The organism is Paenibacillus sp. NPDC058071 (assembly GCF_042885235.1).
In the GTDB taxonomy this organism is placed as follows: domain Bacteria; phylum Bacillota; class Bacilli; order Paenibacillales; family Paenibacillaceae; genus Pristimantibacillus.
Window position 1 is genome coordinate 76,522 of the sequence record NZ_JBHVSK010000014.1, and the last position, 23,258, is coordinate 99,779.

The 23,258-nt window shown below is 47.8% G+C and carries 23 protein-coding genes; 9 read left to right on the forward strand and 14 right to left on the reverse strand.

Annotated elements, in window-relative coordinates:
• Positions 1–92: 92 nt before the first annotated feature.
• Both ACFVTB_RS20810 and ACFVTB_RS20815 read left to right on the forward strand, forming a co-directional pair.
• Entirely contained in the window at positions 93–1,334 is a 1,242-nt protein-coding gene (locus ACFVTB_RS20810; RefSeq protein WP_387753573.1) for a Bcr/CflA family efflux MFS transporter, read from the forward strand.
• Between the two features lie 85 nt (positions 1,335–1,419).
• Complete coding sequence (locus ACFVTB_RS20815) at positions 1,420–1,710, forward strand: hypothetical protein (RefSeq protein ID WP_387753440.1); 291 nt, start codon at positions 1,420–1,422, stop codon at positions 1,708–1,710.
• Positions 1,711–2,427: 717 nt separating this feature from the next.
• Here ACFVTB_RS20815 and ACFVTB_RS20820 read toward each other — a convergent pair.
• A complete protein-coding gene (locus ACFVTB_RS20820; protein ID WP_387753443.1) occupies positions 2,428–3,405 on the reverse strand; it encodes a cation diffusion facilitator family transporter in 978 nt (325 codons plus the stop codon).
• Between the two features lie 404 nt (positions 3,406–3,809).
• Between ACFVTB_RS20820 and ACFVTB_RS20825 the strand changes: the two genes are divergently transcribed.
• The gene (locus tag ACFVTB_RS20825; RefSeq protein WP_387753446.1) at positions 3,810–4,043 is read left to right on the forward strand and encodes a hypothetical protein; all 234 of its coding nucleotides are present in this window, start codon (positions 3,810–3,812) and stop codon (positions 4,041–4,043) included.
• 129 nt (positions 4,044–4,172) lie between these two features.
• Here ACFVTB_RS20825 and ACFVTB_RS20830 read toward each other — a convergent pair whose 3' ends face one another.
• Genes ACFVTB_RS20830 through ACFVTB_RS20840 form a run of 3 tightly spaced genes read right to left on the reverse strand, consistent with a single transcriptional unit; the run spans position 4,173 to position 7,261 of the window.
• Positions 4,173–5,252 (reverse strand): efflux RND transporter periplasmic adaptor subunit, encoded by a 1,080-nt coding sequence (locus ACFVTB_RS20830; RefSeq protein WP_387753449.1) that lies wholly within the window; start codon positions 5,250–5,252, stop codon positions 4,173–4,175.
• A gap of 15 nt (positions 5,253–5,267) precedes the next feature.
• Complete coding sequence (locus tag ACFVTB_RS20835) at positions 5,268–6,566, reverse strand: ABC transporter permease (RefSeq protein ID WP_387753451.1); 1,299 nt, start codon at positions 6,564–6,566, stop codon at positions 5,268–5,270.
• Positions 6,563–7,261: an ABC transporter ATP-binding protein gene (locus ACFVTB_RS20840; RefSeq protein ID WP_387753454.1), complete on the reverse strand. Its 699-nt coding sequence runs from the start codon at positions 7,259–7,261 to the stop codon at positions 6,563–6,565. Before ACFVTB_RS20840 ends, ACFVTB_RS20835 begins: the two co-directional genes overlap by 4 nt.
• 652 nt (positions 7,262–7,913) lie before the next feature.
• On the opposite strand from ACFVTB_RS20840, the gene ACFVTB_RS20845 reads away from it, so the two are divergent.
• The 5 genes from ACFVTB_RS20845 to ACFVTB_RS20865 all read left to right on the forward strand — a co-directional run bounded on the left by ACFVTB_RS20845 (position 7,914) and on the right by ACFVTB_RS20865 (position 11,903).
• Complete coding sequence (locus ACFVTB_RS20845) at positions 7,914–8,714, forward strand: ABC transporter permease (RefSeq protein WP_387753457.1); 801 nt, start codon at positions 7,914–7,916, stop codon at positions 8,712–8,714.
• Positions 8,715–8,723: 9 nt separating this feature from the next.
• Entirely contained in the window at positions 8,724–9,536 is an 813-nt protein-coding gene (locus ACFVTB_RS20850; protein ID WP_387753459.1) for an ABC transporter permease, read from the forward strand.
• Positions 9,537–9,548: 12 nt separating this feature from the next.
• Complete coding sequence (locus ACFVTB_RS20855) at positions 9,549–10,529, forward strand: ABC transporter ATP-binding protein (protein ID WP_387753461.1); 981 nt, start codon at positions 9,549–9,551, stop codon at positions 10,527–10,529.
• Positions 10,530–10,841: 312 nt separating this feature from the next.
• The gene (locus ACFVTB_RS20860; RefSeq protein ID WP_387753464.1) at positions 10,842–11,399 is read left to right on the forward strand and encodes a PadR family transcriptional regulator; all 558 of its coding nucleotides are present in this window, start codon (positions 10,842–10,844) and stop codon (positions 11,397–11,399) included.
• Between the two features lie 3 nt (positions 11,400–11,402).
• Positions 11,403–11,903 (forward strand): DUF4188 domain-containing protein, encoded by a 501-nt coding sequence (locus tag ACFVTB_RS20865; protein ID WP_387753576.1) that lies wholly within the window; start codon positions 11,403–11,405, stop codon positions 11,901–11,903.
• Positions 11,904–12,025: 122 nt separating this feature from the next.
• Here ACFVTB_RS20865 and ACFVTB_RS20870 read toward each other — a convergent pair whose 3' ends face one another.
• From ACFVTB_RS20870 to ACFVTB_RS20915, 10 genes are all read right to left on the reverse strand, one after another.
• Positions 12,026–12,274, reverse strand: coding sequence for a DUF896 domain-containing protein (locus ACFVTB_RS20870; RefSeq protein ID WP_387753466.1), 249 nt, complete (start codon positions 12,272–12,274; stop codon positions 12,026–12,028).
• Positions 12,275–12,518: 244 nt separating this feature from the next.
• Positions 12,519–13,646 carry a hypothetical protein gene (locus ACFVTB_RS20875; RefSeq protein WP_387753468.1) on the reverse strand — a complete coding sequence of 376 codons (1,128 nt, stop codon included), beginning with the start codon at positions 13,644–13,646 and terminating at the stop codon, positions 12,519–12,521.
• A 179-nt stretch (positions 13,647–13,825) separates the two neighbouring features.
• Positions 13,826–14,719 carry an AraC family transcriptional regulator gene (locus ACFVTB_RS20880; protein WP_387753471.1) on the reverse strand — a complete coding sequence of 298 codons (894 nt, stop codon included), beginning with the start codon at positions 14,717–14,719 and terminating at the stop codon, positions 13,826–13,828.
• 41 nt (positions 14,720–14,760) lie between these two features.
• Positions 14,761–15,918, reverse strand: a complete 1,158-nt coding sequence (locus tag ACFVTB_RS20885; RefSeq protein ID WP_387753474.1) for a Gfo/Idh/MocA family protein — start codon at positions 15,916–15,918, stop codon at positions 14,761–14,763.
• 1 nt (position 15,919) lies between these two features.
• Positions 15,920–16,789, reverse strand: a complete 870-nt coding sequence (locus tag ACFVTB_RS20890) for a sugar phosphate isomerase/epimerase family protein (protein WP_387753477.1) — start codon at positions 16,787–16,789, stop codon at positions 15,920–15,922.
• Positions 16,790–16,816: 27 nt separating this feature from the next.
• Entirely contained in the window at positions 16,817–17,659 is an 843-nt protein-coding gene (locus ACFVTB_RS20895) for a carbohydrate ABC transporter permease (protein WP_387753480.1), read from the reverse strand.
• Positions 17,656–18,531, reverse strand: coding sequence for a carbohydrate ABC transporter permease (locus ACFVTB_RS20900; protein ID WP_387753482.1), 876 nt, complete (start codon positions 18,529–18,531; stop codon positions 17,656–17,658). The genes ACFVTB_RS20895 and ACFVTB_RS20900 overlap by 4 nt, the downstream gene beginning before the upstream one ends.
• A gap of 82 nt (positions 18,532–18,613) precedes the next feature.
• On the reverse strand, positions 18,614–19,930 hold the full coding sequence (locus ACFVTB_RS20905) for an extracellular solute-binding protein (RefSeq protein ID WP_387753484.1): 1,317 nt from the start codon (positions 19,928–19,930) through the stop codon (positions 18,614–18,616).
• A gap of 410 nt (positions 19,931–20,340) precedes the next feature.
• Positions 20,341–21,258 (reverse strand): 2-hydroxyacid dehydrogenase, encoded by a 918-nt coding sequence (locus tag ACFVTB_RS20910; RefSeq protein ID WP_387753486.1) that lies wholly within the window; start codon positions 21,256–21,258, stop codon positions 20,341–20,343.
• 242 nt (positions 21,259–21,500) lie between these two features.
• Complete coding sequence (locus ACFVTB_RS20915; RefSeq protein WP_387753488.1) at positions 21,501–22,223, reverse strand: RibD family protein; 723 nt, start codon at positions 22,221–22,223, stop codon at positions 21,501–21,503.
• 410 nt (positions 22,224–22,633) lie between these two features.
• Here ACFVTB_RS20915 and ACFVTB_RS20920 point away from each other — a divergent pair, with 410 nt between their 5' ends.
• Positions 22,634–23,191, forward strand: a complete 558-nt coding sequence (locus ACFVTB_RS20920; protein WP_387753491.1) for a TetR/AcrR family transcriptional regulator — start codon at positions 22,634–22,636, stop codon at positions 23,189–23,191.
• The last annotated feature ends 67 nt before the right edge of the window (positions 23,192–23,258 follow it).

Genomic DNA, 23,258 nt, shown 5'->3' on the forward strand with positions numbered 1-23,258 from the left:
ATTCGCGGCCCCAACTTTTCCTTATAATGATTGAGACGACCGGCGGCAATACGCCGTCGGATAACAACAGGAAGGATGCTTACGACCTCATGATGACTACTAATCCTAAGGGCAAGGAGAGAATTGCGCTTGCCTTTCTGCTCAGCCTGCTGGGCATTTTAGGACCGCTTAACATCGACATGTACTTGCCTAGCTTTCCCGACATTGCGAACGATTTGAATGCGCGTGCCTCGCTCGTTCAACTAAGTCTAACCGCCTGTCTCATCGGATTGGCGATCGGACAAGCCTTTATCGGGCCGATCAGCGATGCCAAAGGCAGACGGAAGCCTTTATTGATTTCAATCACGCTGTTTGCTTTATCCTCGTTGCTCTGCGCCTTGGCGCCGAACATCACGGTTCTGATTGCCGCCCGCTTTCTTCAAGGCTTCACCGCTTCGGCCGGCATCGTTCTTTCTCGCGCCGTCGTGCGCGACGTATTCAGCGGACGGGAGCTAACGGCATTTTTTGCGTTATTGATGGTGATCAACTCTACTGCGCCTATGATCGCACCGATGACCGGAGGCGCCATCTTGCTGCTGCCGTTTGCCGATTGGCACACGATCTTCTACTTTTTGGCACTGCTCGGGCTGCTGATCGTTTTCACCATCTCTCTCAAATTGAAAGAGACGCTGCCACCTGAAAAACGCGTACCAAGCTCTATCCGCCATTCGTTGAAAACGATGGGAGACTTGATCAAGGATCGCTCTTATATCGGTTACACGTTGACCGTCGGCTTCATTCACGGAGGCAGCTTTGCTTATGTTTCCGGCACTCCTTTCGTCTATCAAGATCTTTATGGCGTTTCACCGCAAATGTTCAGCATCTTGTTCGGCATTAACGGACTGGCGATTATTGCAGGCAGCTTTATCGTCGGGAGATTCAGCCGTAAGTTCACGGAAAGAAGCCTGCTGCGCGCCGGAACGATCATCGCCGTTAGCGCCACGACCGTACTATTAGCCATGACGATTGTAAAAGGGCCGCTTGCCAGTCTAGTCATCCCGATCTTCATCTACATGACGTCAATGGGCATCGTACTGACCAGCTCGTTTACGCTTGCGATGGAGAAACAGGGCCATCGCGCAGGCAGCGCCAGCGCTTTGATCGGCCTGCTGCCGCTCCTCATTGGCTCCCTCGTCTCCCCGCTCGTCAGCATCGATGAGACGACGGCGATACCGATGGGCGTTATTCTGTTCTCCACTTCGTTGATCGGCACGCTCGCCTTTTTCGGGCTGACCGGCCGCCGTCGGACGGCTGAGTCTTTGCGCTCCGGCAAGAGTGCGAATGCGAATGGGTAACGGTATCGGAGTGACAGAATTGTAAGTGAATGAAAGCAGCAAAAGCGCAGCCTTCTCTTCTTGAGAGGAGCTGCGCTTTTTGCTATTGTTGTTGCTGTTGTTGCTGTTGCTGTTGCTGTTGCTGTTGCTGCTGCTGCTGCTGTTGCTGCTGTTGCTGCTGTTGCTGTTGCTGCTGTTGCTGCTGTTGCTGCTGTTGCTGCTGTTGCTGCTGTTGCTGCTGTTGCTGCTGTTGCTGCTGTTGCTGCTGTTGCTGCTGTTGCTGTTGCTGTTGCTGCTGTTGCTGCTGTTGCTGTTGCTGCTGTTACTGAACCTCTCGTTAGTCTTCTCACGCGACCAAACCGCATGTCTTGCATTCTCGGCATCGTTTGCGAGATAGCTCTCATACCTCCTCGCTGATGTGCGCGCGTTCTATTAAGCAACTTCACTTTCTCGATTGAAGTTAGAGCGGAGGAGTAGAGTATCTGTTCGGCGGCGGCCCTGTTTATGAAGTTTTCTACCTAGCAGCTCATCCAATAACTTGCATTTGGGGTAGTTATTCTTTATCCCACAGCTTACTCACTCCGCGCTCCGACCAATAACTGCGTTTTGGCAGTTATTCTCTCCGAAAATAGTCAGCTAGAGGACAATAACTGCTTTTTTGCAGTTATTTCTTGCCCCATGCAGCTTTTAGTACCAGCTCTCCAACCAATAACTGCGTTTTGGCAGTTATTCCTCTAAATTGAGGCTGGCTAGAGGATAATAACTGCATTTTGGCAGTTATTTCTCGCGCTGCACTCCGTCTGTGCCCAGACAGAGCACGACTCTCATACCTAGGTATACGATGATCATGAAAAATGTGAACTGCCCGTAAGCATGAAGGTTTGAGGTTTGAGGTTTGAGGTTTGAGGTTTGAGGTTTGAGGTTCAAAGCAGCAAAATCGATGCTCGGCATTTTGAACAATATTATGCTTTCATGGAAATAGTCTCTGTTAAAAAGCAAAAGAAACCCGCTCTTATAAAAAAGAACGGGTTTCTTGCACTAGCTCCGCTTCTCCTTCCATAGAAAAAGCCTCTATTGTCGAGCAGACGTGTGGTTGAGACTCGTATCGCCCCTCCTATGTCGTCGGAGCAGTCTCTTCCTTCTTATAGCTACGCACTTCATCATCTTCGATAATGCCTATCGTCACATCGGATATATCCGGGTTGGCCAGCAGTTTGTCCCGTACGCGGAACTTAATGTCGTCGGCATCGGCCAGCGTCAAACCTTTGCGGAGCTCGATATACCCTTCCACGTGGTAGGTGCGTCCTTCTTGAACGATGCGGATACGATTGATGTCCCGAACATCCGGGTCGTTTAAGATAATATCCGCGACCGCATCTTCGATCTCCTTCGGTGCCGATACGCCGATCAAGCCAACCATGTTGTCGTACCCGACCTTAAAAGCGACGCCGATCATTAGAAAGCCGATCAGTATCGTTGCGATGCCATCGAACGCCAAGAATGAAGTGAACTCGGCAACAAGTACGGCAATCAGTGCGAAAACAGCGCCGCTAGTTGCCACTACATCTTCGTAAAAAACGAGACGGGTCGGAGGGGCCGCCCTGCCGACATTACGGATCGCCGCGCCGATAACACCGAAGCCTTTCGCTTCCGTTCTCGTTTCCTTGACGATTTCCTTCATCGCCTTGATAAGTATTCCTCCGTCTACCCCGATGGCAATAATGAGCACAATAAAATTGAGCCAGAAATTCGTTGCATGAGCCGGATGCGCCAATAGATGAAAGCCTTCTTTAATCGTTTCGTAGGCCATAACGGTGACGACAATTACGGCTACCATGCAAAAAATGTTGACTACCCGCCCGAAGCCGACCGGAAACCGCTTCGTCGGACTTTTCTCGGCAAGCACGCTGCCGGTAAACACGAATGCCTGATTGACAGCGTCCGCCACCGAATGCATCGCCGATGCGAACATTGTACCGCTTCCGCTAAACGCTGCTGCGACTCCTTTTAGAACAGCAATGCCCGCATTGCCAAGCGCGGCAATACCCGAAGATGTATTGCCCTTTTTCACTAATTGCCAAAACCCGCTCAAATGTCGCAGCCCCCATTAATGTCATAATAATAGTTCATTGTAGCGGCTTGTTCGACTTAATGTCTATTATTGTATAACAATCCTGTCAACGTTATTATATCGAGCCAATTGATAAAGGAAATGGCCACGACAATGACGCAGGATTCCAAGGAAGCAGGGTCGCCAGCGCTATCGTTCCCAAAGGTACAACCGTCCAAACCAACATCTCTGTCACCGCTGCTTATTTAAGAATCGTGTAGGCATCATTTATTGCTGCGGTTTACGAAAGACTCAGCCTGAGGGCGATGCTCCAAGCTTGTTGAAAAAGGGCGTTTTTCCTCTGTCAAAACACCGCTTCTGTCCGCCTTGGACGGCCATAGGCTGGTAGTAATAACGCAGCCTGGCGAAGGGAGGTAAGCCGATCGATGTGCTGCTTCATCGGGAAAGTCATTATCATCAAAAATAATGGCACGATTCATTTTGGCAATGTGGCGCAATTGACTACAGAAGAAGTAGCAGAAGATACAGGCGGGGAAGGCGACGAGGAACCGCCCGGCGTCGCCGCGACGGCCAGAAAGAAAAAGGCCTCCGCGAAGAAACAATCGCCGAAGCGTCCCCCTTCGGCGATTGAGGTGTTTACCAACCTCAAATTCAAATAAACAAAGAGGAGACCCCTCCAAAGGCGGTCTCCTCTTCTCTCGGCACTGCCAATCATTGTTGTTCAGATCCTCAGCATACGCTCATCTAGATACAGTGGCTCCAAACGACCAACCACCACTGTTACTACACTATTGAAGTACGACCGTATCTCCTTCAGCAACGCCCTCTGTAATTTCCGTCTTGTCCGGCGTCTCCAGCCCAATCTTGATGACCTTCTTCTCGATCGATCCGTTGCGCTCTACATAGACAAAGTATTCGTCGTTTTCATGCATAACCGCCAAAGTCGGCACAACGACAACTTTCTCTTTTTTATCCGTTACGATCGAGCCAACCAGACTAAGTCCTGCAATCAAATCCGTGCTGCCTTCGATGGAGACGGCAACCTCGAATTGCGCCGAATCCGATCCGGTCTTGGCGAACTTGGATACGCGTTCTACTTTCCCCTTCAGCTTTGTATACTTGAGGGCATCCACTTTAATGTCTACATCCATGCCCGGTTTGATTTTGAACACTTCGTATTCACTGACGTAACTGATTAATTGCAGCTTCGACGTATTGACGATTTTGCCAATGAGCGTGCGATCGTCGACCATCTTCGGCTCCTTCACTTCCGCGAACAAAAAGATGCCTCCGACTGGCGCTTTATACATCGATTTTGTCAGCTTGTCTTCATTGGCCTTAAGCTCTTTGCCGGCAATTTCGGACTGTACTTCAGCAAGTTGCGATTCGATTTTCCCCTGCTCGGCGCTCGCGTAACGCTCGAATGCACTGAGCTTATCGCCCAACTCCGCACTCTGTCCACTTTGCTCTTCGCTAAGCTTGTCCTTTATATTTTTGAGCTTCGTCTCCAGCTGCTGCTTGCGAATATTCGCTTTTGCCATATCGATGCCGCTGCGCAGCGTCGCATCCTCCAATTGGAACAGCTCCTGCCCCTTCTTCACCTGGCTGCCGTCCTTGACGAGCCAAGACTTAACCTCCGCTGCATATGGGGCGTAAATATTTTCTTCCTCTGCGTAAGTGGATTTCCCTTTCACTTCTACTTTATTGCTAATATCCTCAACGGTGGCCTGAAGCCGGATGACGTTCGGATTAGCCCCCTCACCCTGCGTATTCGCGCCTGGCGATTTGCTTAAGCTGAACAATAAATAGGAAATGAGAATAATCAGTATGCCTAAAAAAACAAGAATCCATGTCGATTTTTTCTTCATTCGATAGTCTCCCGTCTACTCTCTTTTTATCGCGGTCAATGCATCCGTACGGGAAGCCTTGATCGCCGGGTAAATTCCCGACACGATGCCGGTAAACAGCGCGAAAAACAGTCCGACTCCAAGCACCCACGTATCGATAAACAGTATTTCGTCGCTTTCCGCGAACTTTTGCAGCACGATATTGATGCCCCAAACGACCCAATTGGAAATGAGGATGCCTGCCAACCCGCCTATAAAACCCAAAAGCGCTGATTCCACGACAAACATATTGCGAATTTGGCTTAAGTTGGCGCCGAGCACTTTCATAATGCCGATCTGTCTTCTTCGCTGGTAGGTCGACATCGTCATCGCCACAATAATGGAAATAGAGGCGACGAACAAAATAAACAGCCCCGCTCCACCGAAGATGAGCCGAATGATTTTAAATTGCGTATTCGTTTCCTGCTGGTAGCGGATATTCGACTGCGTATGGACATTCAGCTTTTGCACCAGCTTTTCGATTTGCTCGACGTTGGATGGGCTGTCCGCCTTGATCGTGAGCACGGGCGGCTGCCGGTTTGATGAATCACCGGCGTCCTTTTGCGCTTGCATGATCCGCTCGGCAAGCCGATTGGAAATATAGCCGATTCTGTCGCCTTCGTAACCTTTCGCACCGTTTGGCTTCTTCAAGATTCCGACGACGCGGACTGGAAACTCGATCATTTTGCTATTGCCTTCGTTTCGTCCCACGTATAGATTAAGTGTCAGCTGTTTCTGATAGAGCGGATAAGCGATCCGATTCTCATCGCCGCGTCTGACGGAGCTTCCTCCCTGCTGTGCTCGCATCTGTTCCAGCCTCATATCGTACAGGTCGTACATCGACGAATAAGTTAGAATAATAGCGTTGTCCTGATTGGCGAAAGAGCCTTGCCCGATTTCATAGCCGAAGTCGGCCAGCTTGTCGATATCCGTGCCGATCAACTGCAAGTGTCCAATCCTCTCTCCGTCCACTTTAAAGTTGACATAATCAAGCGGCTGTGAGATGAACGCGCTTTTTACATGAGACAGCTGACGGATCAATTCAACCTTCTGTTCAGTTAGCCCTTCTTTGCTGTCTCCTGCCGTCTCGGAGCCATTACTGTACACTTTGATCTCATCCATTTTCAGAAATGAATTCATTTGCTGCTGAGCATAATGCGAGATCGACTCCCCGAACGAAACAGCTACAATAATAGCTGACGAGCCTATCGCAATGCCCATGGCGCACAACAGCGTGACCACCATCCGGCGCCGCAGCTGATCCCAGCCAAGGACGATATAGTCTCTGAATCTCATCCGTTGTCACCTCTCCCGTGCGCGGACCCCAAATCTTCCAGCCTTCCATCTCGCAAATAGATCGTTCGCTGCGTGCGCTGCGCCACTTCCATTTCATGCGTAACAATCAGAAAGGTAATGCCCAGCCGCGTATTCAGACCGAGCAGCAGGTCGAGAATTTCGCCTTCTGTTTTCGTATCCAGATTGCCGGTAGGCTCATCGGCAAATACGATGGAAGGCGAAGTGACAAGCGACCTGGCGATACTGACCCGCTGCTGCTGACCGCCCGACAATTGCGACGGATACAGATGCATTTTCTCCGCAAGACCGACCTGCGTTAAGATCGCCTCCGCCATTTCCTTGCGCGCTTTCACCTTCATCCCTTGAAAGACGAGCGGCAGCTCCACATTTCCGAGTACCGTCAAATGGGGAATAAGCTCGTAGGATTGAAAAATAAATCCGATATTTTTGCGGCGAAACTCCGCCAGCTGGTTTTCTGACATTTTCTCGATCGGCTGGCCGGCGATCAGAATGGACCCCGCCGTCGGCTTCATGAGACCCGCCATCAAATTAAGCAGCGTTGACTTGCCGGAGCCGGAGCTGCCGAGCAGCGCAACGACCTCTTGTTTATGTACCGACAGATTAATCTCTTCCAGTACGACCGTTTCTTCCGTGCCGTTCCGAAAGCGATGCGACAAATCTCGTATTTCTAGCATAATTCCCCTCCCGTTCCTATCTATTCTATCTTATTCGACAGGATAGGTCTCTTACAAATTTGTCATCTTTCGACTTTTTTAATCAAGCAACAAGTCTTCTAAAAAAAACCACATGGAGTGATTACACTCGCATGCGGCAATAAAAAGATAGCACTTTCAACTTAATCGGTATCTATAAATATTTCCACTAGCACTATTCTCAAGCGAAATAGTTCATTCATGATCCTATCCGGATACTGAACGTACTTGGCCTCGACAATCATCGTACTAAACAAATAAAATAACTGGCCTGCAAAATCTCGAGAAACCATCGATTGCCCATTTAAAGCTTGTTTATATTCGTTTAATTTCCGATACAGCTCCTCGAACGTATCCTTATCCATAATCTTTAAAGGCCTAAGGTCCATTATAATTTTTTTTATTAAAGGACTGATTTCCTTTTCAAGCTCGTCTAAATTGTTATTAATCATTACACATACCCCATTATCTTATATTCTGGAATATATTTGAAAACGAAGCATTTCAAATACAGCATATCACAAACCTTTTATTAGCCCCAGAAATGTAAAAATTACCGTGACAACTTATTCCTTTTCTGCTAATCTAAAATTCTATTTATTCCTTATATTACTAGTTGATAGAGAGGTCAAAAATGAAGGCTTACGGTTACTTGATTAAAATGAGGATGCTTACCGCGCTCGCCTACCGTTTCGAGGTCTGGGTCGGCATGATTGGCGACACCCTCATGCTTGCGGCGTCGGTCTTAATCTGGAAGGCGGCCTACAACGGCGAGATATTGGGGTCCGGCGCATCCGTTGTCGGGCTCGACGGCATGATTACGTACACGGTCGTCTCCGTCTTGCTGGCCTCCGTATTTAGTACGGATGTACAGAACACGATTTACAGCCAGGTTCGCGAAGGCAACATCGCACTCGACTTCATGCGTCCGCTCAACCTTCTCGGCATTTATTTGTCCGAGGACCTTGGCAGCATGGTGAGTTCTCTTATGAATAAAGCCATTCCGCTCGTACTGATGGCGGCATTGCTATTTGGATTCCCTATGCCGGACAGTCCGCTTGCGGCCCTGTTGTTCATTTTAAGCTGCATGCTCAGCTTCATGATCCTATGGCTCATGAGTGCAATGGTAGGACTTGTCGCGTTCTGGGTAGCAGAGCTCGGCAATCTCGGCATGGTAAAGGATGCATTCGTCCGCGTTCTGTCGGGAAGTATGGTGCCGCTTTGGTTTTTCCCGGAAGGACTGCAGCGTGTATCCGAATGGCTTCCCTTTCAGTACACCTATCAGCTTCCGCTCAGTGTCTACATCGGTATGACGAAACCGGCAGAGGCGATAAGGGGAATGGGCATACAACTCATTTGGATTGTTTTGCTTAGCCTATTACTTGCCTGGATTTGGTCGAGAGCAAGAGGCAAAGTAATGGTGCAGGGAGGATGATTCTTGAACATGAGCGGAGTTAAACACTATTTCACTGTCTTCGGCTATTATGCCAAGCTGGCCATTCAGCGGCAGCTCGAGTATCCGCTATTTCTTGTCAGCTGGCTGCTTATGATCCCGACGCAATATTTTGCCGGCATCTGGATGCTCCGTATTATCGTGGATCGTTTTCAGCCCTTGGAGGGCTGGACCTTCGATGATCTTGCCTTTCTGTATGGTCTTGGCCTGCTGAGCCACGGACTCGTTGTTATCTTTTTCATCCCGACGTGGGGTACTGAACATGCTGTTATTCGCGGGGAATTCGACCGGCTGCTGCTTCGGCCAATGAACGTTTTTTTTCAATTCGTCACGGGGTATTTCAACTTTATCGGTCTCATTGACCTCATTCCGGGCGTTGTCATCTTCTTGTATGCCGCGCACGCAATCGGATTCAGTTGGGATGCCGGCAATATCATCAGTCTTGCGCTTGTCGTAATCGGCGGCCTATTCATACGAGGCAGTCTATATACAATTGTCGGAGCGGTCGCTTTTTGGACAAAACGCAGCCGCAATCTGATCAACATGTCCATCGTGACATTGGAGCGCACAACCATGTATCCGCTGACATTGTATCCTTACGCGGTTCAAGCCGTGCTCACTTTTCTGTTTCCAATCGGCTTTATCAGCTTCTATCCGGCAGAAAGCTTCCTCGGCAAAACAGAATCACTGGCGCTGCCGTTTGGCGTAGCCATTTGGACGTTAATTGCAGGTATTGTTAGCATGACTGTCGCTTATATGGTTTTCCGTCTGGGATTACGCAAATACGAGAGCGCTGGTTCATAGGGGGCATAGATCATGTCAATTATCGAAGTAAACGATTTAGTAAAAGAATTTGTCGTTGTACGCAAAAAAACAGGGCTCGGAGGCGCACTGCGCAGCCTCGTTTTTCCCGATAAAAAGATTGTTCGAGGAGTGGACGGCTTGTCGTTCAATATCGAGCAAGGCGATATTGTCGGGTATATTGGACCGAACGGCGCGGGGAAAAGTACGACGATTAAAATGCTGACAGGTATTCTCCATCCAACCGCTGGCAGCATTAGCGTTTGCGGCTTGTCACCGCAAAAAGAACGCAAGGCTGTCGTTCGCCAGCTCGGTGTCGTATTCGGACAACGAACGCAGCTATACTGGGATTTGCGCCTTGGAGAAACATTCGAGCTGCTGAAGCGAGTTTATCGAATTGAGGATAAGCGGTTCAAAGCAACGATGGATATGCTGAATGACGTGCTGCGTATTCAAGATTTCATTGATACCCCAGTGCGGCAATTGTCGCTCGGCCAGCGAATGCGGGGAGATCTGGCCGCATCCATGATCCACGAGCCTTCCGTACTGTTCCTCGACGAGCCGACGATCGGATTAGACGCCGATGCCAAGCATGCCATTCGCAAATTCATTCGGACATTGAACCGTGAACGCCAGATGACAGTCGTGCTGACCACCCATGATCTTGATGATGTCGAGGAGTTGTGCTCACGCCTGCTCGTTGTTAACCACGGCCGCCTCGTTGAAGACGGTCCTCTCGATACAATCATCGGCAAACTCGCTCCGCATCGTCTGCTCGTCATTGAGCTGTCTGAAATGGCAAATGTACCTGAGCATCCGCTAGCGAAAATCATACGGCAAGAGGGATTAAAAATATGGTATCAGTTCGACAAAGCTGCCATAACAGCAGCCGAACTGATCGCAGACTTATCAGGCAAGCTGCCCATTCGCGATCTTAGTGTCCAGGAGCCGGACATTGAGGATGCCATTCGTGAGGTGTATCGGACTACAAGTTAAGGGGCAAGCTGCTTCGTTCACCGAGCAAGTTTATAATAAACGAGGCTTAGAAATCAGTGTTTAACTTGAGGGTAAGCGCTGCGGGGCAGAGGGTTCTTCCGCTTTTTCTCCCTTTCAGTCATGAACTGATTTTAAGCTTGATTCATAAAAGCAAAGCATAAGGACGATAACCGACGAGGTTATCGTCCTTATGTTTTGCTTGAAGGGACAGAGGGGTGCTGACTCCCGTTTTGAGCCAGATACTAGCTTTATTTCTCAAGGTACGGTATTATATATCAAAAAGATATATATCTATAAGATAGGTGGAAATGTATGAGCAAATACAATGACACAACCTATGCCATTCTTGGCATTCTAACAACCTCCTGTCGTTCAGGTTATGCCATCAAGCAATTTATTGATCAGAGTCTTAATCATTTTTGGAAAATCAGCTACGGTCAAATCTACCCTACCCTGAAGCTTATTACGGAGGAAGGGCTAGCTGAATTGGAAACGCACCAGCAGCCAGGCAAGCCGGACCGTCACGACTATATTCTCACCGATAAAGGAAGAGATGTATTGAAAGCGTGGCTGGAGCAGCCTATTGTACAAATTCCTGTTGAGCGCAATGAGGTGCTGTTAAAGCTTTTCTTCGGCAATCATCAATCACAGTCACAAACAGTCAAGCTTTTGCAAAGCTACAAAGAAATACTTGAGTCTCGTTATGAGGTATTTGAAAGCATTGAACAGTTTATACAAGTCGATAAAGAGGGCGAAGGATCTGGGGCAACATACTGGCTGCTTACGCTAGACTATGGCAAACGCACTACACAAGCCGCTATAGAATGGTGCGAGGCTTCCATGCAAAAAATGAATGGAGAGGAGCAATAAATGATGGCAATATCCCTATTGCAGGGCCGCTATACAGTGGATAATAACGAGGATATTGTTGTCTTTCTTATTGGCATGAGAATCAATAAATGGTGGGCTCTACACAAGTGGCTGCCTGTTTTTCTAGCTATGCCGGGCATGATCACGGAATTATATACGAACAAGGAAAAACTAGGTTTTAAATCTCAGGAACTGTTCTTTGGGTTAAAAACAACCGTGATGATTCAATATTGGAACTCTGCCGAAGAGCTTCTTGCATACGCTAGACATGACAAACATATGGCAGCCTGGAAAGCATTTAATCAAAAGGTCGGCAATAATCGTGCTGTAGGGATCTATCACGAAACTTATCAGGTGAAGAAGGGCGAATATGAAACCATCTATGTGAACATGCCCAAGTATGGACTTGGCAAAGCTTTATCTCCTATCCCTGTGACCAAGCAGCGCCAATCAGCAAGCGAGCGCCTGACAACCGTCTCATCATCGCATAAAAAGCCTCTATAAATGCTGTCTTATCAAGCTGCAACTCGCGAAAAAAATCACCTTCAAAGCTGTCCGCTGCAACTTACGATGCAGTAGTCTGCTTTTGAAGGTGATTTCATTTATCTCGCGTTTGTAACTCATGTTCAATGAATGAGACCGGCGTCGCCATTACCCGAGCTGTCCTTTTTCGCCTGGCGAACCTTCTCAGGCGTCACGTCGGCGCCTTCCGGATCGACAATTTTCAAGCCGGAGAAGGTACTCAGCACCTGCCCGCGAATTTCTCTTAAATAGTCTTCCCGCAGCACCTGCTGCTCTACCCACTCGGCGTTCGTCAAGCCGGTTTCACGTTCTTTTCTCGCCAGTTCGTTAATCCGTTGCAAAGATGCGATCATCGGATAGATCCTCCGTTCTTTTTACTATTTATTTGCATGCCTGCGGCAAATCATGCGCTCAACATACCCATGTAGGTATAAATATAGACAGCTCTGCCCGTATTGTCAACGATAACGGTTACAAGCTGAAGTCTTATCCGGCTAAATAGGCCAGTAATCAAAAAAAAACAGTCCCCGGCTTATTCGCCAGGGACTGTCGGTCAGCGGGCATCTCTCCCGCAATTCATCTTATTCGGACCTTCGGTTACTTTCTTGGAAAATAGCCGACAAACTGCTTCGTTTCAAAATCAAACACAATGACCAGCGGTCCGATAAGCGTATCTTGATCGGTATTGTACGTTACTGTGACGACATTGCCACCTGCCGCTTGAATATCGGCAAAACGTTTCTTCTGCTCGTCGGAACCTCCCAAGACAGCAACATCCTTAGCGGACACGATGTCAACAGCTGCCTCGTCTTTTTTCGTCGTAATCCGGGAAGTCTGCTCGCCGGCTTGCGCCCAAGCCAGGTCACGATATTGCTGCGCAGCCTCAGGCGTCATTTTGCCGGCCGGCGTCTGCAGCTCAGACAACACGACAAGTTGGAACAGCGGACTTTGCGGCGGAAGGCTTCTTGTCATGATCGGGCCGTAATAGGCGCGGACTTTCGCACCTGCCTTCAGGTCCTCCCACTTCACCGATTCCCCTTGCGAGGTAAGAACGCTCGTCTCTTTGCCTGCGTTCAGAACAAGAGTCGTTACTGTTTCTCCGTCCTTTGTTTCACCGAAAGCGACCTGCCAGCCGTCATCCGTTTTCTTAACCGATTGAATAACATCTTCTTTAATCGAACGTTCAGCCTGTACCGTGATCGAAGCGGCAGCCGATTGGCCCGGATAGCTCATCGTCATAAAAGGACCGTATTCGGCTATAATTTGTATGCCTGCTTTCAAATCCTTTGCCAATACGGCTTTGCCTTCCGCGTTCTTAATAACGGTCGATTTATCGACGTTCAGAATAACCCAAGCGTTGTTCCCCATACCGAGAAACTCGATGCGGTATTGGTCGGTTCCCGCTTCGCTGACGCCCACAATAATGCCGGTGCCGCGCATATAGTCCACTTGCTCCTCCGACTTCGAGTTGAGCTCGATTTCTTTGTTTTTCGCATCGTAATGCAAGCTGTACCCCATGTTGGCGGCAGCGTCGCGAACTTGAATATAGGCTTTGCCGTCGATGTAGACTGGCGTTAGGGACGTATTCTCCCCGTTAATAACCACTTTAACATCTTTGTGCAAGAAACCGCTTACTTTTTCAACCAGACCCGAAGCTCCAACCACGGCCGTCGTTCCAAGCAGTCCCGCAGTCGTCAACAATACGATAAGTTTCTTTTTGTACATAACAATGATGCTCCTTCCGCACTGTGCAATATGGATGTTGACATCCTAACAGCCACCTAGACGCACGCCGCGCTGGAAAAGTTGCACAAGCCGGGTCAGATTCATTGGAATAACCGGCTTAAAACAGAAAGCAGCGTTTGTTATTGCAAAAGAGGCGATCGCCTCGCTTCGATAATGCGCTATACCTTCAGATTAATAATTGAAGATTGGCTCGCCGCGTACTTGCTCGGTGTAAGCCCCACGGACGCTTTAAACGAACGGCTGAATAAATGGATGCCGGAAAAGCCAACATCCTCAGCGATTTCCGTCATCGTTTTCTTACCTTCCACAATTCTTCGCTTCGCTTCCTCGATCCGGATATGGTTCAGGTAACTGTGGACAGTTACTCCTAATTGCTTCTTAAAGAGATGCGACAGATGGCTGGTCGAAAGTCCGACGTGATTGCTTATTTGTGTATTATCAAGCCGCGCGTCCGAATAGCATTCATGGATGAAATCAATGGCTCTTTCAATGAACGGCCAGCCTTTCGTCATTTTGCCTTGGCTGCTTTTCGGATTATCCTGCGATTTCAGAAATACATACAACATCTCCATACATATCGCTTTCAGCAAAATAGGGCTGGTCGGGTTGCTATCCAGAAATTCTTTATGAAGCAGCAAAAATCGTTTTTTGAAATCGATTCGATCCGCCAGCTGCAGGTGGGCGATTGGAACGATCGAGGCCAGCTGCATTTCCTTCTCGGATGCATGATTCTGGCGATTTCCAACGACCGCATGGGTCGTGTTGATCCGGCTCCGGGTCTCGTCGTAATGCAGGTCAAAGTGGAAAATATATTGAATTAATGGAACGGAAGAGGTTGAGTTGATAATGTGCGGCATATACGGATGCATGAGCAGCATATCGCCTTCCCGTACGGCGTACTTCACACCGCCCAGAAAGAAATCCGCTTCTCCCTGCTCGATGTAGGTGAAGACATGATCATGATCCAGCCATTCTCCTGTCAACGACTGGCTCTTCATTATTCGCGCCGATCTGACAAACGGCGAAATATGGTTCATCCAATCCTTGAACATGGCCTCTCCCTCCAAACTTCTCGCTTATGATTGGCTATCGATTAGTACGTTAATTTGACGGTCGCTCCCGTCTCCGCCGATTGCGCAATGCCGTCCAGCACGACCTGATTACGGTAGCCGTCCTCAAAGTTAGGCGAAGGGCTAACTTTAGTCGATACCCCCTTCATAAATTCATGGATCAGGTGAATAAATGAATGCTCGTAGCCGATCGGATGTCCCGCCGGCCAATAAGCTGCCGTGTACGGATGACAGTCTTCCGTGCAATCGATTGAACGGAACCCTTGCATGCCAAGGGGGTCGTTCTCCAAGTATAGCTCAAGCGTATTCATCCGGTCCATTTCCCAGCGAAGGGAACCTTTTGACCCGTTGATCTCAATGCGATTTCCGTTGCGATTTCCTTTTGCAAATCGGGTAGCTTCCAATACCCCTGCCGCCCCATTTTCGAATCGGATTAAAGCGGAGGCCGCATCATCGACATTCACTTCCAGCATTTCGTTACCGCTTGTCCCTGATCCGTCTTGCTCGCTCCCTGAAGGCCTATAACGAACAAACGTATCCAGCCTTCCCGAAACTTCTGAGATTTCGCCAACCAAATATCTGCCCAAGTCAATAGAATGCGACATTAGATCGCCCAGAGCGCCCGAACCCGAATGCTCTTTGCGCAGGCGCCACACATGCGGATAGGCCGGATCGGAAACCCAATCCTGCAAGTATTGGGCGCGGAAATGATGAATATCGCCAAGCAAGCCTTCCGTAATTAAACGTTTGGCATACTGTATCGCCGGAACGAAACGATAATTGTGACAGATCATATGAACAATTCCTGCTTTGTCGGCAGCCGTCCACATACGCTTCGCCTCTTCGGCGCTCATGGCCAGCGGCTTCTCACAGAGGACGTGTTTGCCCGCTTTCGCGGCCGCAATCGCGATCTCGGCATGCGATTCGTTCGGGGTCCCAATATCAACGACGTCGATATCATCCCTTTCCAATAACCGGCGCCAGTCCGTCTCGTAGGATAACCAGCCCAGTTTATCCGCTGCCAGTCGAACCGAGTGCTCGTCCCTGCCTACAATTGTCTGGAGTACGGGCTCAACAGCCCCGTCAAAGAAGAAGGGCAAATCTCTGTACGCATGGCTATGCGCCTTACCCATGAACTTGTACCCGATCATTCCGACTCGAACTTTTCTTTTGATCTCCATTTTATCTATTCCCCCCTCTGACCGGAATGCCTAGACGCTTCTCTACGAAGTCGCGACAAATTTCCAAGCTCTGAATAGGGGTGCTGGTTGATTTATCAATCTCGACCGTTACCCAGCCTGTATATTCGATTTCCGCTAACGCCTCAATGACGGGTTCAAAATCAATGGTGCCTAATCCCAGTTCGCAGAACACGGGAAGCGCCTCGTTGCCCATCAGCATCGGAAAGTCCTCTTTTGTCGCTTCCTTCGAGGTCAAGTCTTTCAAGTGAACATAGGCGACACGATCCCGATACTTGCGGATGACCGCGGCCGGGTCCATGCCCGCTCCCGTTAAATGCGCCGTGTCCGGAGCGAAAAAAACAACTTCGGGGTCGCAAAGCGTCATTAACGCATCCAATTCGTTCTCGTCCTGAACCTCCGTCCATAGGTGAGGGTGCAGACAAGCCTTCACGCCAAGTTCGAATGTCCTCTTCGCAGCTTCGTTTATCGTCGCCGCCGCAATCTTCAATTCCTCTAATGTCATCGGTCCTTTCCGAGGGCCGCCCGGTCCAAACACGAGGCATTCCGTCCCAAGCTGCGCCATAACGCGAGCAAGCTGAACGTTGTAATCGATGATGTCCTGCCGGCAGGAGCTATCGGAGAATCGCCGATTCGGTCCGCCCGACGCCCCGCCGTATAATGCGGTCATTTCTAGCCCGTATGAAGCGAGCACTTCCTTGAATTGCTCCGGACGATCCTCATATTGCAAGACAAAAGAAGCCCAAGGCTCGATCGCTTTATAGCCGAGCGCCGACGCTTCCCGCAGCGCTGTGACATGCTCATCGCCCCACGTAATGGCGTGTACGCCAATTTTCCCTTTGAAATTCGTCATTGTATTGTCCCTCCATCTCGTTATCGATCAGCCTTTAACTGCACCGGCTGTCATACCCGACATAATTTTATTGCTAAAAAAGAGGTAAATCACAATAATCGGCAAGGATGTGATGACAAGGCCTGCAATTTTACCGGTGTAGTCCGTCGTGTGCTGGCCGCTGAAGAAAGTGAGCCAAATCGGCAGTGTAAACAGTTCAGTAGACTTGTTCAAAACTAACGCAAAAGAAAACTCGTTCCATGTGCCCAAGACGCTTAAAATGGCGACTGTAGACATAATGGGCAAACAGATCGGCAGAATGACCGTGAACATCGTGCGGTCAAAGGAGCTGCCGTCAATATAGGCAGCCTCTTCAATCTCCCTCGATATCCCTTTAATAAAGCTGTCAAAAAGAAAGATCGCTACCGGCAAATGAAACGCGATATAGGGCAAAATCAGCGTAAACCGATTATCCAGCATACCGAACCATTTGAATTGAACGAACAGCGGCACGAGGAGCGCATGAATCGGAATCATCATGCCCGCGAGAAACAAAAGCATCAGTATTCTTTTACCTTTGAAATCGATCCTTGAGAAAAAGTAGCCCATAATGAATGAAAATAGAACGATCAAAGGCACCGGTATGACCGTATTCAAGACGCTGCTGAAGATGGCTGAGCCAATATTGCCAATCTCGAAGGCGTTCAAGTAATTGACGAACGTCGGTTGAGACGGCAAAGACATTATGCTGAGGCTAAACTCCTGATTCGATTTTAAAGAAGTGTAAAACATCCAAACGATCGGAAACAAAGCGGAAAGCGTAAATAGAAATACGAACAGATTGGTTCCGCCCAGCGCCACTTTGACCAACGGAGAAGTGCGTTGTTTCATTTCTCGTTGTCACCGCCAATCCAACGTGACATAGCTAATACGATCACGGCGCATAGAATCAGCATGCCGATTGAAATCGTGCTTCCGTAGCCTAATCTGCTCATCGTGAACGCGTTGTTGTAAGCGTACTGCGCCATCACCATCGAGCTCCGTCCCGGTCCCCCGCCGGTCATGACGTAGATGTGGTCGAACACCTTCAACGTCCCGGTAATGCAAAGGATTAGGGCAACGCTCATGACGTTTTTCAGCAATGGAAAAATGACGTAGAACGTTTTCTTGAACCAAGACGCGCCGTCAATATCGCTTGCTTCCAATACTTCCTTAGAAATGTTCTGCATTCCTGCTAGGAAGATGATGAAGTAGAGGCCAATGTACTGCCAGATAAGCGGTACCGAGACGGAGTACAGCACAAATTGCGGATTGTCCAGCCACAGTACGGGCTCCTTCCCGAACAAGGCGATAAACCAGTTCAATACGCCGTACCGGTAATTGTAGATCATCGACCACAGGTAGCCTGTTACGACAGCCGCCAGTACGACCGGCAAAAAGATCGAGATGCGATGCAAGCTTGGCAGCTTCAGCAGCTTGGTCATAAATAGAGAAGCGATTAAGAAAGCAATGCCAACCTGCCCGAGCACGCATAGAACCGTGATGATTACATTGTTTTTAAGGGCAAACCAAAAATCCTGATCCTTAATCAATGCGGCATAGTTTTGGAAACCGACGAACTCGGTGCCGCTTTCGTTTCGCATACTGTAGTAAAAAGAAAGCACCAAGGGCAAAAGAACTGTAAATGAATAGATGAATAGGATTGGAACCAAATAACGTAAAGCCGGACCGATTTGAAGTCGGAACAAACGACTGTTAATCACGCGATTCCCTCTTTTCATGAAGTGTAGGCATGGCCGGGGAGGGTTAGCTCCCCGACTTCAGCTAAAGGACTGGAAAGTGAGGTTATTTCTGAGTGTCGCGGACCTTCTGTATTTTCTGGGCCAGCTCCTCAGGCGTCGTTCCGCCGATCAGCAAATCTTGAAGCCCCTTGTAAATGACCTCAACCAAAGCCGGACTTAACTGAATGTCATAAATCGGCGAGAAGTTTTTATCCTCCATAAAATCAAAGTAGGCAATGGCGAGCGGAGACAGTTTCGATTGGTCATAATCGGTTACTTTGATCGGCGGCTGTCCATTGTTTTCTATTTTCTTCTTGTTGTATTCCTGACCGGTTAATGTCTTAATCAATTTGATGGCGGTCTCTTTCTTTTCACCTGTCAGCTTCGAGTTATAAGCGAGCGACCAGCCGGAACCCCCGGCAACGGTGAGCGGATCTCCTTTTCCGCCAGGCACCGCCGGCAAAATGGCAAGACCAGTTGCGTTGCGCACCTCTTCCGGCGCGTCAGTGGAAAGATTGTTTACAGCCCAAGCGCCATCGATGAGCATTGCGGCTTGCTTATTGTAATAAAGAGAGCGCGCTTGATCGCCGTCAATACTGTTAATATCCGGATTAAAAGCGCCCTCTTGGGCCATCTGTTGAAGCGCTTTCAAAGCGTTGATGAACGATTCATCCGTAAATTTTGCTTCGCCCTTCTTCATGGCGCGGAACCATTCCGTACCCGTATAACGGTCGGCAAGTGTTCCGAAAATAACGGACCCGACAGGGACATTGGATTTATTGCCCATCGCAATCGGAATAATTCCTTTGTCTTTAAGCTTTATAATGGCTTCGTTAAAGCCGTCCCAGGTCGTCGGAAAGCTTTGAATGCCGGCTTGGGAGAAAAGATCTTTGTTGTAATAAATCATATGAACGGTGAACATGGCATTCGGAATGCCGTATATTTTTCCCTCATTTATAAATTCGTCAAAGGCATTCGGCAAAAAGCTGTCTCGCCAAGCTGGGTCTGCGTCAAGCGCCTCGTTAAAGGTACCCGCATAGCCTTTCGGAATGTAATCAATGAGCATAGAGCCGTTGGCGACGAATAGATCGGGCAGTTCCCCGGAAGCGCCAAGCGTTGTCATTTTAACCCGGTAAGGATCATGCGGAATGGCTTCCTCTACGAGATCGACATTCGGGTTCTCCTTGCGAAATTCCTCAAGCGCGTCTCGGAACAGCTTGCCGTTCTGATCGACGTCAAAGTGGCCGATCGTCAGCCTGATTTTGCCTGAGTTGTTTTGCTCCGATTCGGTTTTCGCTTTTCCACCGCAACCGGCTAAGACAATGGAGACGATAAGCAAAGCAATAGCAATTGGGTAAACCTTACTGCTTTTCTTTTTCAATGGAACCCCTCCATACTTTAAGTAAGTTGCACCGCTTTATCAAAACCTGCACGCGATCCCATCAACAACGTTCGGCACGCTGTAGCTTTCTCTCACCCCTCTCGTCAATGAGTACACCTATAATGTAAGCCTTTTCATTTTATCTGTCTTTGACCGCACAGACGATTTTTTATCTAAAACGACGATTTCAAATCGGAAGCTGTCATCCCTGTCATTCTGACAGAGAGTATAGAATTGTCGCTTATGCCTAGCTTGATCGTTACGATAGAGGCCGTTGGTAATAGGGAAATCAGCAAAAAAATGCGGCACCAGCCCCAAATTTTCAAGAGCGGATGTCGCATTTTTTGAGATATGGCTTTGCCTTTACGAGGAACCGTTATTCTTTTGGATAGGTAGTCGAGACTTGCGTACTATTTGTTGCGCTCTTCCTCCGACTTATAAAATAATTCGAGATTATCGATCAAGTACGAGTTCATCTTCGATATGGTTTCTTGTGTGTAATAAGCAACATGCGGGGTGCAAATGACATTTGGGAGATCGCATAGCGAGGGATCATTTAACGGTTCTTCCGGAAACACGTCCAGCCCTGCTCCGAATAAATGCTTTGTAAGCAATTTTTCTCGCAACGCCTCATAGTCCAGCAAGCTGCCCCTGGATGTGTTAATGAGAATCGCGCCAGGCTTCATTCCCTCGATCTTTTCCCTATCGAAAAAAACCTTATTCTCTTTGCTCGACAAATGCAACGTTACGATATCCGATTCCTGTATCACTTGCATGAGCGGCGCTTCTCCCGGTTTCTCGACTCCTGGTTTGGAGGCAATTAGCACTTCCATGCCGAGTGCCTGTCCCACCATCGCCACTTGTTTACCGATTCGGCCATTTCCGATAATCCCCAGCTTTTTTCCCGAGAGCTCGTAATTAGGGCTCATCTCGCCCCTCCAGAGGCCGGTGCTAATGTTGTTTTGCGATAGCTTCAGCTGTTTCGATACTGCAAAAATCAACGCAAATGTATGCTCGACAACCGATGTCTGACTTAATTGAGGAATGCCTTGGACGACGATTCCCATTTCCTCCGTGATCTGCCGATCCACATAATCCGTATTGTGAGCACGAACTCCAATGTATTTGCATTTAGCTAATTTAGACAATGAATCCCGTGATATTCGACTATGCACCAGCATCGCATCGCAACGACTTAATTGGGACTGGCTTGGATTTTGCGGAGAAAACGCTTCGACTTCATATCCTTTATATAGGCGAGCCTTCTCCACTTCCGATAGCACGATAGCAGAATCGAGCAAACAAATCCGTTTCAATCTTGTTGTCATAATGAACCCGCTTCCCTTCAATGCGATTGTTATCTAAAAGGACTATTCGACGCTTTCCGATATTGTCCTCTTCAGTACAGAGCTGCTGCTTTCAAGTAAACGAAAACAACGCGCATCGATTGCGTATCGATGCGCGTTGGCTCGGCTCAAAACCGAAATCAGTGCATGACTTGAAGTGAGGGGAAGCGCTGCGGGTCAGAGGGTTCTTCCGTCAAGCACTGATTTGAAGTTTGATCCGAATTTTATCTATTAATTGTATAATTCAAATAGATGCCGTTAAACTCTAATTGTCGAACTTCTCTTAATATAAATCGTGCCGCTGGTTGTTTCACTAGCGATTCTGGCTTAGCAAATAATGCTGGTGTACTTGTATCCCCATCTGCTGCCGGAGTAATGACTAGGCTTAATTCATCAACGAGTCCTTCATTTAGAAAAGTACCATTTAAATAAGCGCCGCCGTCCAGCATCATTTCCTCAACACCCAGCAAGGTATTAATCTTTCTTAATACGTCGTGTAAATCGAGTTGCTCTTTACCGCCAAAAATATAAGAAATCCCTAATTCCTGCAAGTAGGTTAAGTATTCATCTGCTACAGCCTCCGTGAGAACCACTACAATATGTGATTCTACTTTTAACTGAAACGATGTTGGTATTGTGTTTTGTTTCCATCTCAATTTCCCTTTAGGATCTACTGCAATTACGTATCTTTCAGCATGAGAATCAGCAATAAAATCTGTTCTTGGTACTGCTAAGGTGATACCCCCGTTAAATTCCACCTTTTCTCCAAAAGCGAATGACTCCTCCATCGTCACCCTGCCGCACATCCAAGCCTTAGGGTTATAGCTTTCCTGAATTTCTACATATTTCAAATACAAAGATTTTGCTTCTTCAGTATTCATGTAATCGCCGATTATTTTTCCATCTAAAGATGTCTGCATGTGGCAGATAATATGAGGTCTTTGCATCGTTTTCTCTCCTTTATCAATACAAGTTTTTAAAACAGAATAAGTAACGGCTCAAAACAGCGGTTGAATTCAGTGAGAGGCAAGCGCTGCGGGGCAGAGGGTTCTTTCGATCGCCATTAAAGCCTGATTCCTTTATTGGATAGAGGTTTGCGGTAGGAATCCTGCTTTAAAAGCGACCACTATCGTTTCTCCAGAATCCCTCTGACCCTTCGCTATTCTCTCCTTTTCCGTCAAGCACTGTTTTAAGTTTGAACCCAAGTAATTTTCATAAAAGTTTTTACTCTTGTGTGTATTAATACTGTCCTGTATATTTAATTTATAATAGGATGATGGATAAAACAATTACCACATTTATTAATTGATGTAGTAATACTCATTTATTCGAATCTGTGTAGGAAACGGAGTTTATTATGGAAGAAAAAATAGATCGAAGAATCAAAAAGTCTAGAAAAGCCATTCAATCCGCATTTTTGACCCTCTTGCTTCATGATGGATTTGATAGTATTACTGTGAAAACTCTTACCGAAGAAGCTGATATCAGCAGAAAAACGTTCTACCTGCATTTTACGGATAAATATGACTTACTAAATACGATCGTTCAAGAACAAATAGAAGGGCTTAAATCTACTTGCAACGAAAGCGAAGCAAATGATTTGATAGAAAGTGCAATCGTTTGGTTTCATTATTTTGAACAAAAGAAAGACTTTTTCTGTGCCTTATTTAAAAGTGAAAGCACTGTATCTTTTAGAAAACAACTTCTCAATTGTCTCATGGAACAAATTGGCGGAGTAATTCCTGATGTAGGTATCACTCAAGACAGGGAGCTTACAATTCGTTTTCTGAGCACAGCCGTGCTAGGTATTGTGGAATCTTTTGTTATGGATGAACTCGATTCGGACTGTGAACATACAGCCAAACAACTGGGGAAGTTACTAGAGGAGAATTTATCTTTGATTTCAAAGCAATAGGGAAAACTGAAATCAGCACTTGTCTTCATGAGAGGGAAACGCTGCGGGCAGAGGATTCTTTTGATCG

Bases quoted from the DNA above. Each gene is read 5' to 3' on its own strand.
- ACFVTB_RS20810 (WP_387753573.1), top strand. From the start codon at position 93: ATGACTACTAATCCTAAGGGCAAGGAGAGAATTGCGCTTGCCTTTCTG.
- ACFVTB_RS20825 (WP_387753446.1), top strand. From the start codon at position 3,810: ATGTGCTGCTTCATCGGGAAAGTCATTATCATCAAAAATAATGGCACG.
- ACFVTB_RS20830 (WP_387753449.1), bottom strand. From the start codon at position 5,252: ATGAAGAAAAAATCGACATGGATTCTTGTTTTTTTAGGCATACTGATT.
- ACFVTB_RS20835 (WP_387753451.1), bottom strand. From the start codon at position 6,566: ATGAGATTCAGAGACTATATCGTCCTTGGCTGGGATCAGCTGCGGCGC.
- ACFVTB_RS20840 (WP_387753454.1), bottom strand. From the start codon at position 7,261: ATGCTAGAAATACGAGATTTGTCGCATCGCTTTCGGAACGGCACGGAA.
- ACFVTB_RS20845 (WP_387753457.1), top strand. From the start codon at position 7,914: ATGAAGGCTTACGGTTACTTGATTAAAATGAGGATGCTTACCGCGCTC.
- ACFVTB_RS20850 (WP_387753459.1), top strand. From the start codon at position 8,724: ATGAGCGGAGTTAAACACTATTTCACTGTCTTCGGCTATTATGCCAAG.
- ACFVTB_RS20855 (WP_387753461.1), top strand. From the start codon at position 9,549: ATGTCAATTATCGAAGTAAACGATTTAGTAAAAGAATTTGTCGTTGTA.
- ACFVTB_RS20860 (WP_387753464.1), top strand. From the start codon at position 10,842: ATGAGCAAATACAATGACACAACCTATGCCATTCTTGGCATTCTAACA.
- ACFVTB_RS20865 (WP_387753576.1), top strand. From the start codon at position 11,403: ATGGCAATATCCCTATTGCAGGGCCGCTATACAGTGGATAATAACGAG.
- ACFVTB_RS20870 (WP_387753466.1), bottom strand. From the start codon at position 12,274: ATGATCGCATCTTTGCAACGGATTAACGAACTGGCGAGAAAAGAACGT.
- ACFVTB_RS20875 (WP_387753468.1), bottom strand. From the start codon at position 13,646: ATGTACAAAAAGAAACTTATCGTATTGTTGACGACTGCGGGACTGCTT.
- ACFVTB_RS20880 (WP_387753471.1), bottom strand. From the start codon at position 14,719: ATGTTCAAGGATTGGATGAACCATATTTCGCCGTTTGTCAGATCGGCG.
- ACFVTB_RS20885 (WP_387753474.1), bottom strand. From the start codon at position 15,918: ATGGAGATCAAAAGAAAAGTTCGAGTCGGAATGATCGGGTACAAGTTC.
- ACFVTB_RS20890 (WP_387753477.1), bottom strand. From the start codon at position 16,789: ATGACGAATTTCAAAGGGAAAATTGGCGTACACGCCATTACGTGGGGC.
- ACFVTB_RS20895 (WP_387753480.1), bottom strand. From the start codon at position 17,659: ATGAAACAACGCACTTCTCCGTTGGTCAAAGTGGCGCTGGGCGGAACC.
- ACFVTB_RS20910 (WP_387753486.1), bottom strand. From the start codon at position 21,258: ATGACAACAAGATTGAAACGGATTTGTTTGCTCGATTCTGCTATCGTG.
- ACFVTB_RS20915 (WP_387753488.1), bottom strand. From the start codon at position 22,223: ATGCAAAGACCTCATATTATCTGCCACATGCAGACATCTTTAGATGGA.
- ACFVTB_RS20920 (WP_387753491.1), top strand. From the start codon at position 22,634: ATGGAAGAAAAAATAGATCGAAGAATCAAAAAGTCTAGAAAAGCCATT.